10 protein-coding genes are annotated in these 10,249 nt (G+C 43.3%); 4 read left to right on the forward strand and 6 right to left on the reverse strand.

Going from position 1 to position 10,249, the window contains the following annotated elements:
* The first annotated feature begins 367 nt into the window (after positions 1-367).
* The gene (gene pykF / locus ACQEXP_RS19470) at positions 368-1,780 is read left to right on the forward strand and encodes a pyruvate kinase PykF (RefSeq protein WP_269377533.1); all 1,413 of its coding nucleotides are present in this window, start codon (positions 368-370) and stop codon (positions 1,778-1,780) included.
* 94 nt (positions 1,781-1,874) lie between these two features.
* On the opposite strand, the gene ACQEXP_RS19475 is transcribed toward pykF, so the two are convergent.
* Together ACQEXP_RS19475 and ACQEXP_RS19480 are read right to left on the reverse strand one after the other, a co-directional pair.
* Positions 1,875-2,570, reverse strand: a complete 696-nt coding sequence (locus tag ACQEXP_RS19475) for an oxidative stress defense protein (RefSeq protein WP_426971289.1) — start codon at positions 2,568-2,570, stop codon at positions 1,875-1,877.
* A 96-nt stretch (positions 2,571-2,666) separates the two neighbouring features.
* On the reverse strand, positions 2,667-3,563 hold the full coding sequence (locus tag ACQEXP_RS19480) for a LysR family transcriptional regulator ArgP (RefSeq protein ID WP_426971290.1): 897 nt from the start codon (positions 3,561-3,563) through the stop codon (positions 2,667-2,669).
* 137 nt (positions 3,564-3,700) lie between these two features.
* Here ACQEXP_RS19480 and ACQEXP_RS19485 point away from each other — a divergent pair, with 137 nt between their 5' ends.
* Complete coding sequence (locus tag ACQEXP_RS19485; protein ID WP_269377536.1) at positions 3,701-4,324, forward strand: LysE/ArgO family amino acid transporter; 624 nt, start codon at positions 3,701-3,703, stop codon at positions 4,322-4,324.
* A 16-nt stretch (positions 4,325-4,340) separates the two neighbouring features.
* Positions 4,341-4,829: a YbaK/EbsC family protein gene (locus tag ACQEXP_RS19490; RefSeq protein WP_426971291.1), complete on the forward strand. Its 489-nt coding sequence runs from the start codon at positions 4,341-4,343 to the stop codon at positions 4,827-4,829.
* 63 nt (positions 4,830-4,892) lie between these two features.
* On the opposite strand, the gene mscS is transcribed toward ACQEXP_RS19490, so the two are convergent.
* From mscS to epd, 4 genes are all read right to left on the reverse strand, one after another.
* Entirely contained in the window at positions 4,893-5,759 is an 867-nt protein-coding gene (gene mscS, locus ACQEXP_RS19495) for a small-conductance mechanosensitive channel MscS (RefSeq protein ID WP_269377538.1), read from the reverse strand.
* A 326-nt stretch (positions 5,760-6,085) separates the two neighbouring features.
* Positions 6,086-7,162, reverse strand: a complete 1,077-nt coding sequence (gene fbaA, locus ACQEXP_RS19500) for a class II fructose-bisphosphate aldolase (protein ID WP_138970699.1) — start codon at positions 7,160-7,162, stop codon at positions 6,086-6,088.
* Positions 7,163-7,315: 153 nt separating this feature from the next.
* Positions 7,316-8,476, reverse strand: a complete 1,161-nt coding sequence (locus ACQEXP_RS19505; RefSeq protein ID WP_269377539.1) for a phosphoglycerate kinase — start codon at positions 8,474-8,476, stop codon at positions 7,316-7,318.
* A 153-nt stretch (positions 8,477-8,629) separates the two neighbouring features.
* Positions 8,630-9,655 carry an erythrose-4-phosphate dehydrogenase gene (gene epd, locus ACQEXP_RS19510; protein ID WP_426971292.1) on the reverse strand — a complete coding sequence of 342 codons (1,026 nt, stop codon included), beginning with the start codon at positions 9,653-9,655 and terminating at the stop codon, positions 8,630-8,632.
* A 197-nt stretch (positions 9,656-9,852) separates the two neighbouring features.
* Here epd and ACQEXP_RS19515 point away from each other — a divergent pair, with 197 nt between their 5' ends.
* The gene (locus tag ACQEXP_RS19515; RefSeq protein ID WP_426971293.1) at positions 9,853-10,089 is read left to right on the forward strand and encodes a hypothetical protein; all 237 of its coding nucleotides are present in this window, start codon (positions 9,853-9,855) and stop codon (positions 10,087-10,089) included.
* Positions 10,090-10,249: the final 160 nt, after the last annotated feature.

Raw genomic sequence — 10,249 nt, forward strand, 5'->3', positions numbered from 1 at the left:
TTTATTTCGATCCAAAAAATTAATAAATAGCGCAAAAACCTTGTCCTAAGACAATTCTTAACCAGTGATATTGAAATGATTCGGTGGTAGAATTCGCACCCGAAAAGAAAATAAATTACAGAAATGACCGTTATTTTTTTGCAACCTGACGAATATATCCTAGTGTTGTCACAGAAATACGGCCTAAAATCCCAACCAGTTGGTCATAAAATGACTAAACTTGGTGAAAGACTTTCAGTTCTGGAGCCGACATAAACCACTACCGTGTTGATAAGTTGGCAGGCACAAAATGCCTCAACACCCGTAGTTGCTTCAGACCAATAACCGACTTTCAAATTGTAAATATATCGACCGGAGAGAATCTTCCATGAAAAAGACCAAAATCGTATGTACGATTGGCCCTAAAACTGAATCTGTAGAGAAGCTAACTGAACTAGTAAATGCAGGCATGAACGTTATGCGTCTTAACTTCTCTCACGGTGACTACGAAGAGCACGGCACTCGTATCGCGAACTTCCGTAAAGTAATGGAAGAAACAGGCAAACCGCTTGCTATCCTTCTAGATACTAAAGGTCCTGAAATCCGTACTATCAAACTAGAAAACGGCGACGACGTTGATCTAGTAGCTGGTCAAGAGTTCACTTTCACAACTGACATTTCAGTTGTTGGTAACAAAGACAAAGTAGCAGTAACTTACGCTGGTTTTGCCGCTGACCTAAATGTTGGTAACACTATCCTAGTAGACGACGGTCTAATCGAGATGGAAGTTGTTGCAACGACTGACACTGAAGTTAAGTGTAAAGTTCTTAACAACGGTGCACTAGGTGAAAACAAAGGTGTTAACCTTCCAGGCGTATCTGTAAACCTACCAGCGCTATCTGAAAAAGATAAAAACGACCTTAAATTCGGTTGTGAGCAAGGCGTTGATTTCGTCGCTGCATCATTCATCCGTAAAGCGTCTGACGTTCAAGAGATCCGTGAAGTACTTGCTGCAAATGGCGGTGAAAACATCCACATTATCTCTAAGATCGAAAACCAAGAAGGTGTTGATAACTTCGACGAGATCCTAGAGCTTTCTGACGGTATCATGGTTGCTCGTGGTGACCTAGGTGTGGAAATCCCAGCTGAAGAAGTAATCTTCGCTCAGAAGATGATGATCGAGAAGTGTAACCGTGCTCGTAAGATGGTTATCACTGCGACTCAAATGCTTGATTCAATGATCAACAACCCACGCCCTACTCGTGCAGAAGCTGGCGACGTAGCTAACGCAGTCATGGACGGTACAGACGCAGTAATGCTTTCTGGTGAAACAGCGAAAGGTAAGTACCCAGTTGAAGCGGTAACTATCATGGCTCAAATCGCGAACCGCACTGATTCAGCTCTAAAAGCTGAGCTAGGCTCTCGTCTAGACAGCCCACGTCTACGTATCACTGAAGCGGTATGTAAAGGTGCTGTAGATACAGCTGAAAAACTAGCTGCACCACTAATCGTTGTTGCAACTGAAGGTGGTAAATCTGCACGTTCAGTACGTAAGTACTTCCCAACTGCAAACATCCTAGCTCTAACAACTAACACTAAGACAGCTGCTCAGCTAGTTCTAACTAAAGGTGTTACTCCAGTTGTTGTTGATTCAATCGACAGCACTGACGCATTCTACGTAGCGGGTAAAGAACTTGCGCTAGAATCAGGCCTAGGTAACAAAGGTGATATCGTTGTGATGGTTTCTGGTGCTCTAGTTGCATCAGGCACAACTAACACAGCTTCTGTACACGTTCTATAATCAGAGCGTTTGCTGAAATAGAAAAAGAGGGCTTTAGCCCTCTTTTTTATTTTCTGTTCGATGACTTATCATTAATTAAACAGCAGCAATAACGTTAGTCGAGTTTATAAATCACGTCTACTCGATCGCGAATGACGATTTGGGAATCCTGATAGCCATTGGACTCAACCTTCGCATCCATTGCCATTGATCTCATTAAAACGGGCTGTTGCCCCGACATGTTGTAATCAATACGCCAGACACCTTTCAGTTCTTTGCCAAACCCTTCAGCCAAAGATTCCGCCTTACTATTGGCATCTTTAATCGCCGCTAAACGGGCCTTCTGCTGATATTGTTCCTGATCTTTAACTTGCAGCTGAATATTGTCGACTTGGTTGATCCCTGAGTTCAATGCGAGATCCAAATATTGGTTGAGATCTTCTAGGTGTTCAACGGTAACCGTAATACTACGCGACGCTTTATAGCCAACCAACTCTGGTTTGCCCTTTTTAGGATAGTGGTATTGCGGGGTAATATAGAGGTTAGAACTGGCGATATGCTTACTCTCCACCCCTTCTTTACTCAACGCGCCTAAGAATTCCGATACAACTTGATCAACTGACTGCTTAGCTTGTTCCGCAGTCATGGTTGACTCAACAACCTTAACCGAAAACTGAGCCATGTCTGGCGTCGCAATCACTTCGCCATAGCCAGTTGTTTCAAGATGTGGGAAGTCAGGGGAATTGGCTGCTGCACCAAAGCTCAGCATGGCGACGGACAATGATGCAATAACAGAAGAGACAGCTTTCATACTAATTTACCATGTGGACTTAACTGCATACATCATAGGTAACGAACTCATTTTGACCAAGCCACCTCCGTTGATCTGACAAAGAATTAACCAAACCTATTTCGGTAGTTGTTGATGGCTATAGCCAACAATAGCCTGCGTTATCTCCTTGAGCAGACCTGTTTCTAATTGCCAGTGATGCCAGTAAATCTGAAAACTCAGAATAAAGTTAGGCATGAGATCGATTAAGCGCCCTTGTTCCAACTCTTCACTAATTTGCAGACGCGGTATTAAGCAATATGCTACTCCCAACAGGGCCAACTTAACGAAGGCTTCTGAGCTGGCCACTTGATGGTGGGTGATGCTTTCTGGAGATAAGTTAAAATGCTGCTTGAGAAACATTTGATGCATCTCATCGTATTGATCAAACGAGACGGCTGGTGCGCGTTTCAAGGCCTCTCGGGTGACACCATTGGCAAAGTAGCGCTGTGCAAACTCTGGATTGGCAACGCATACATAGTCCATCCGTCCAAGATACTCGGCGTAGCAACCTGAAATGGGTTCAGACTCCCAGCTAATTGCACCTGTCACTTCACCTTTCTTTAGCTTATCTAAAGTTCGATCTTCACCATAAACGGCCAGATTAAATTCGACATTGCGTTCCTTCATGATGGGAGTCAGAGCTGGCAGCAACCAAGTAGCCAAACTGTCAGCATTGGTTGCAATAGCGATCTGAACAGGACGTAAATTCTCTTGATTGGTTAATTCGGGTAACACCTCGCTTTCCAATAGCTGTACTCGATGATACAGCCCCATCAACTTCTTTCCTGCTGTTGTTAGCCTAGGTGGCTGCTCGCGGATCAATACCGATTTAGCTAGGAACTTCTCTAACTGTTTTACCCTCTGAGATACGGCAGATTGTGAGATACATAACTGCTGGGCAGCACGCTCAAAGCTTCCTTGGTTAACAACCGCTTCAAGGGCCTCAACCCATTTGTAATCTAAACCTCTCATGACAGTCCTTATAACAACGCTTATCAATCAAAAAATTAGCAAAACTTATCATTCATTAAAATCATTAATTTCACTTATATCCCTATCTCTCCTATTTTATTCACTCTCACCATCATAGGAACGAAGGGGTAAAAACGGTGAATTTATGGCTGGTATTACAAGGGTTTGGCTTGGGCGCAAGTATGATCATTCCGATAGGCGCTCAAAATGCTTATGTTCTTAACCAAGGAATAAAGCGCCATCACCATCTGACAACCGCAACAATCTGTAGTTTGCTGGATGCCTTTTTTATTTCACTTGGCATATTCGGTGGCGGTGCGCTACTTGCGAGCAATACCGCACTACTAACGACAGTGACCATTGGTGGGATTATATTTTTGACAGTTTACGGCCTACTATCACTCAAAAGTGCCTTTAGTCAGACGACTGACCAAGGTGTCAGCTCAAGCCTTGTCAAATCGAGCGGCAGAAAAGCGGTGATTATTGGCGCACTTGCTGTCACGGTTTTAAATCCACACCTTTACTTAGATACCGTGGTCATTTTAGGGTCGATTGGCGGACAATTTGAAGGTAGCGACAGATTAGCTTTCGCGGTAGGTACGATTCTCGCGTCGTTCGTTTGGTTTTATTCCCTCTCTGTTGGTGCAGCGAAATTGGCTCCAACACTGTCTAAACCAAACGTCAGAAAAGCGATCGATATCGGCGTTGCTCTGATGATGTTTATCATCGCGGGCATACTAGCGAACGAACTGAACTTCTAGCACAAAGGAAATAACGATGAACAAATTAGATGAGATATATCAGTTCAACATCTCACTTCTCAAACGTTTAGGGATAGAGTTTCGCCAGTGGCAACATGAACCTATTCTCGATTTTGCCACCGATGTCATCGTAGCTGAAAAGCTTGGTTGGACAGGTACGCATAGCAAGAGCCTGTTTCTAAAACTAAAAGGCGGCGGTTTTGCTTTATACCTTACGCACAAAGATAGACGTCTCGACAGTAAAGCCATTAAAGCCTTGCTTGGTAAGCGCCCTTCCATTTGCAGCGATGATGAAATGACGTCGCAGTTGGGGTGTTTACCGGGGGCCGTCTGTCCATTTGGTATCCCTGAACAAATACCCATAGTCGTCGACAAGGATTTATATCAAACCGGTGAGATTCTCTATACCCCAGCTAACCCAGAGTTAACCATTGGGTTTGCTGCACACTCACTGCCTAAGATTCTCAATGAGCTTAGTAATCCTATATATGAACTCACCACTTAGCGGGCTGATAGGGATAAAAAAAGCGAGGCAAATGCCTCGCTTCTAGGTAATTATTGCACTCGATTAAGCGTCAACTTTATTCAAATGCACATCCATTTGTGGGAATGGGATTTCAATACCTGCTTCATCCAATGCTTCTTTAATTGCTTGCATTGAGTCAAAGTACACACTCCAGTAATCCTCAGTTTTACACCATGGGCGCACGACGAAGTTCACCGAAGAATCAGCAAGCGCTAAAACACCAATGGTCATGTCTGGATCTTTCAAAATACGCGCATCTTTCTCAAGAGCTTCACGGATCACTTGCTTAGTTTGCTTAAGATCTGATTTGTAAGAAACACCGATCACCAAATCCACACGACGTGTCTCATGACGTGAATAGTTGGTAATTGGACTACCGATAACACCTGAGTTAGGAACAACGACCATTTTGTTGTCAGGCGTTTTTAGCACTGTTTGGAAAATCTGAATCGCTTCTACGCTACCTGCAACACCGCCGATTTCAACGTAATCACCTGACTTGAATGGACGGAATGCAACGATAAGTACACCAGCTGCAAAGTTAGACAATGAACCTTGTAGTGCAAGACCAACAGCAAGACCCGCTGCACCGATAACCGCAACGACAGATGCGGTTTGAACACCGACTCGACCTAATGCTGCAATAAGTACAATAACAAATAGTAGGTAACGAACTAAACCGTGGACAAACTCAACCACAGCTTTGTCCATATTTTTCTTTTCAAGAACTTTAGAAACGCTGTTCGCTACTGCTTTAACGATGATATTACCGATAAACAGGATCAGAACCGCTGAAATGATATTCACACCGTACTGAACCAATAAATCAGAATTACTTGTTAGCCACTTTTCTGCTTGGCTTAAACCATCAACTAGGGGAGTTTCGATCCCCGCTGATTCACCTGCCATATATGTATCCTCAAAAAATTTATGATTCTATGAACCAAACTGCTATAGATTATTAATCAACAATGACATCTCTAATACATTTGCTGAAGCAATGTCAGTTTTTCGGCACGATATCACTTTTGACTATGTACAAAGTCAAGTTTTTGCAAAGAGAGCGAAAACAAAGGCTTATCAGAAAAATCTGATAAGCCTTTACAAGGTTACGCAAAGAGATCAACTTTCGCCAGAATTTTTATTGAGACAACCCTACTTATGCTTTGAACTTATGCATAAATAAAAAAAGCCGCTCATTGAGCGGCTTTTTCAACATCAGTTTGTTAGACGAATTATAGTACGTCTACTGCGTTTAGGTCAGCAAAAGCTTTTTCTAGACGAGCTACCATTGAAGCCTGACCTGCACGTAGCCATACGCGTGGGTCGTAGTACTTCTTGTTTGGTGCATCTTCGCCAGTTGGGTTACCGATTTGACCTTGTAGGTATTCACGGTTTTCAGCTTCGTACTTACGGATACCATCCCAAGTAGCCCACTGTGTATCAGTATCGATGTTCATTTTGATAACACCGTAGCCGATAGATTCTTGGATCTCAGCTTCAGTAGAACCTGAACCACCGTGGAATACGAAGTTTAGAGCGTTTGGTGCAATACCGAACTTCTCTGCACAGTATGCTTGAGAATCACGTAGGATAGTTGGAGTTAGAACAACGTTACCTGGCTTGTATACGCCGTGTACGTTACCGAAAGATGCTGCGATAGTGAAACGGTGGCTAACTGCGCTTAGTTTCTCGTATGCGTATGCAACGTCTTCTGGTGAAGTGTAAAGCTCAGAAGCGTCCATGTGAGAGTTATCAACACCGTCTTCTTCACCACCAGTACAACCAAGTTCGATCTCGATTGTCATACCCATTTTAGCCATGCGCTCTAGGTACTTAGCACATGTTTCGATGTTCTCTTCTAGAGACTCTTCAGAAAGGTCTAGCATGTGAGAAGAGAATAGAGGCTTACCAGTTTGAGCGAAGTACTCTTCACCAGCGTCTAGTAGACCGTCGATCCATGGAAGAAGTTTCTTAGCAGCGTGGTCAGTGTGTAGAATCACTGGCACACCGTAAGCTTCAGCTACAGCGTGTACGTATTTCGCGCCAGCTACAGCACCAAGGATTTGAGCACCTTGACCTTCAAGTTTAACGCCTTTACCAGCGAAGAAAGCTGCACCGCCGTTAGAGAACTGAACAACAACTGGAGCTTTCACTTTAGCTGCCGCTTCTAGTACTGCGTTTACAGAGTCAGTACCAACAACGTTTACTGCTGGTAGAGCGAAGTTGTTTTCTTTTGCAACTTCAAAAACTTTCTGTACGTCATCGCCAGAGATTACACCTGGTTTTACGAAATCGAAGATCTTAGACATGGATTTAATCCTATTTATCTGTCGTTTTAAAAATAAAACTTGTTAAGTTTAAATTCTTGCAAACGTTTGCTCACAACTCGCGCTATTCTAGCAAAGAAGTGTGATGTGCAGCAAACAAGAAAGCGGGAGATTAACTCCCCCGCTTTCACTTAATTACTTAGCACGCTCTTCAAGCATCGCTACAGCTGGTAGTACTTTACCTTCAACGAATTCAAGGAATGCGCCGCCGCCAGTAGAGATGTAAGAAACGTCAGCCTTGATACCGAACTTGTCGATAGCAGCTAGAGTATCGCCACCACCAGCTACAGAGAAACCTGCAGACTGAGCGATTGCTTCAGAGATACCTTTAGTACCCGCTTCAAAGTTCTTGAACTCGAATACGCCTACAGGACCATTCCATAGAATCGTTTTTGCGTTAGCGATGATTTCAGCTAGAGCAGCTGTTGAATCAGGACCAAGGTCGAAAATCATGTCGTCATCAGAAACTTCAGATACGTGCTTGATTTCAGCTTCTGCGTTTTCATCAAATGCTTTCGCACACGCAACATCAGTTGCAACTGGAATAGAACACTCTTTCATTAGTTTTTGAGCGGTTTCAACTAGGTCAGCTTCGTATAGAGACTTACCAACATTGTGGCCAGCTGCTGCAATAAATGTGTTTGCAATACCACCACCAACAACAAGTTGGTCAGCAACTTTAGATAGAGATTCTAGAACCGTTAGTTTAGTAGAAACTTTAGAACCACCTACGATAGCAACAAGTGGACGCTCTGGGTTGTCCATTGCTTTACCTAGAGCTTCAAGTTCAGCCGCTAGAAGAGGACCAGCACATGCTACAGGAGCGTTCATACCTACACCGTGTGTAGATGCTTGAGCACGGTGAGCAGTACCAAATGCGTCCATTACGAAGATGTCACAAAGTGCAGCGTATTTCTTAGATAGCTCTTCTTCGTTCTTCTTCTCGCCTTTGTTAAAACGAACGTTTTCAAGAACAACAAGCTCACCAGTGTTTAGCTCTAGGCCATCAAGGTAATCTTTTGCTAGTTTAACTTCGCAATCTAGAGCGTCGTTTAGGTAGTTAACTACAGGTTGTAGAGAGAACTCTTCTGCGTATTCACCTTCAGTTGGACGACCTAGGTGAGAAGTAACCATAACTTTAGCGCCTGCTTCTAGACAGTGCTTGATAGTTGGTAGAGATGCTAGGATACGTGCATCAGAAGTCACTTTGCCTTCTTTTACTGGTACGTTTAGGTCCGCACGGATAAATACACGTTTACCTGCTAGATCCAGGTCAGTCATCTTGATTACAGACATGATGTGTCCTCTCAAATATTAAATAAGTAAAGTTTTTCAGTCACCCGGCAACCCTGCCAAGCTCAATAATTCTTCAAACTGGTTTTGATATGGAGATCGATTTTATTTATTTCAAGGGTAAAAATAAATAATTCTCCATCGCTGCACTACGGCTTACTTTGCAGCTTGCATTGCGAGCGCAGTATCCAGCATACGGTTCGCAAAGCCCCATTCGTTGTCACACCAAACAAGCATCTTAACTAGATGGCCGTTACTAACTCGAGTCTGTGTACCATCGACAATCGCGCTATGGGGATCATGATTAAAGTCGATAGAAACGAGCGGCGCTTCAGTATAGTCAACAATGCCCTGTAATGTACACTGAGATGCGTTAACAATGGTTTGATTTACGTCATTAACTTTCACATTTGTATTAATTGTGACACTTAAATCCATTGCAGTAACGTTAACTGTCGGTACGCGTACTGAAATTGCCTCAAATTTGTTAGAAAATTTCGGGAATATTCTTTCAATTCCTTTATGCAACTTAGTGTCCACTGGGATTATCGATTGACTTGCAGCACGCGTGCGACGCAGATCCGAATGGTAAGCATCGATAACTTGCTGATCGTTCATTGAGGAATGAATGGTGGTAATGGTGCCGGATTCTATCTCAAACGCATCATCGAGCGCTTTGATAATCGGCACAATACAGTTTGTGGTACAAGAGCCGTTCGACACTATCTTGTCGTCGGCTTTGAGAGTTTGGTGGTTCACCCCATAAATAATGGTATTGTCGAGATCATTAGCACCAGGATGAGAGAAAAGAACTTTCTTCGCCCCTGCTTTTAAATGCTCTTGACCGTCAGCTTGAGAACCAAATACGCCCGTACAGTCCAAAACCAGATCAACCTCTAAATCACGCCAAGGTAATAGCTCAATCTCACTTAGATGAAGGATGCGAATGGAGTCAAACTCTCCACTGTCATGGTGAATATAGATATGCTCTTGGTCATTGGTTACTTTTTTACCAAAACGACCATGACTCGTATCGTACTGCAGTAGGTGTGCCATAGCATCAGGCTGTGCCAACTCATTCACTGCGACGACTTTAATCTGCTGGCTTTTGCCACTTTCATATACTGCTCGCAGTACATTACGACCGATACGTCCAAATCCATTGATCGCAACTCTAAGCATGATTCCTTCGCCTTACATGATTTTCGTGTCACAAATAGTAACCGATAGCTATCAAAAGCGCATTAAGTTAGTGATATGCACCGAGCTTTTCAATATATGCACATGACACCATATCTCAACAATTTATATCATGGAGATGGATGAATTATTCCTGTTGGCTGTTTTTCTTCAACTTTCATCAACCAAAGGAAATGATTATGTCTGGTTACCCGGCGAAACACTTTTGCCAACAATGTTCAAAAGAGACACCTCATAGCGAAGTTTTGGTGAGGAAGCCAAGCCGTTACGATAATGACCCTTCCTTACTAGGCAAAGCCAAACTTCTCCTTCATAGCTTCATCAATGGTGGACACTACTACGACATGGACAGATACGTAACATGTAAAGAGTGTGGTCACAAGCAGCTAGACAACTGGGGTAAAGAATTTGAATAGGCACGAGCACTCGTGATAGAAAAAAACCGAGCCAATGGCTCGGTTTTTGTTATTAGTTGCAACTGTATGCTTACGCTAGCAATTCTTTTGCTGTGTTTACTACGTTTTCAGTAGTGAAACCAAACATCTTGAACAGTTGGTCAGCTGGCGCTGATTCACC

Origin of the sequence: Vibrio sp. TRT 1302 (genome assembly GCF_050113875.1) — a bacterium.
Lineage (GTDB): Bacteria > Pseudomonadota > Gammaproteobacteria > Enterobacterales > Vibrionaceae > Vibrio.

Bases quoted from the DNA above. Each gene is read 5' to 3' on its own strand.
- pykF (WP_269377533.1), top strand. From the start codon at position 368: ATGAAAAAGACCAAAATCGTATGTACGATTGGCCCTAAAACTGAATCT.
- ACQEXP_RS19475 (WP_426971289.1), bottom strand. From the start codon at position 2,570: ATGAAAGCTGTCTCTTCTGTTATTGCATCATTGTCCGTCGCCATGCTG.
- ACQEXP_RS19480 (WP_426971290.1), bottom strand. From the start codon at position 3,563: ATGAGAGGTTTAGATTACAAATGGGTTGAGGCCCTTGAAGCGGTTGTT.
- ACQEXP_RS19490 (WP_426971291.1), top strand. From the start codon at position 4,341: ATGAACAAATTAGATGAGATATATCAGTTCAACATCTCACTTCTCAAA.
- mscS (WP_269377538.1), bottom strand. From the start codon at position 5,759: ATGGCAGGTGAATCAGCGGGGATCGAAACTCCCCTAGTTGATGGTTTA.
- fbaA (WP_138970699.1), bottom strand. From the start codon at position 7,162: ATGTCTAAGATCTTCGATTTCGTAAAACCAGGTGTAATCTCTGGCGAT.
- ACQEXP_RS19505 (WP_269377539.1), bottom strand. From the start codon at position 8,476: ATGTCTGTAATCAAGATGACTGACCTGGATCTAGCAGGTAAACGTGTA.
- epd (WP_426971292.1), bottom strand. From the start codon at position 9,655: ATGCTTAGAGTTGCGATCAATGGATTTGGACGTATCGGTCGTAATGTA.
- ACQEXP_RS19515 (WP_426971293.1), top strand. From the start codon at position 9,853: ATGTCTGGTTACCCGGCGAAACACTTTTGCCAACAATGTTCAAAAGAG.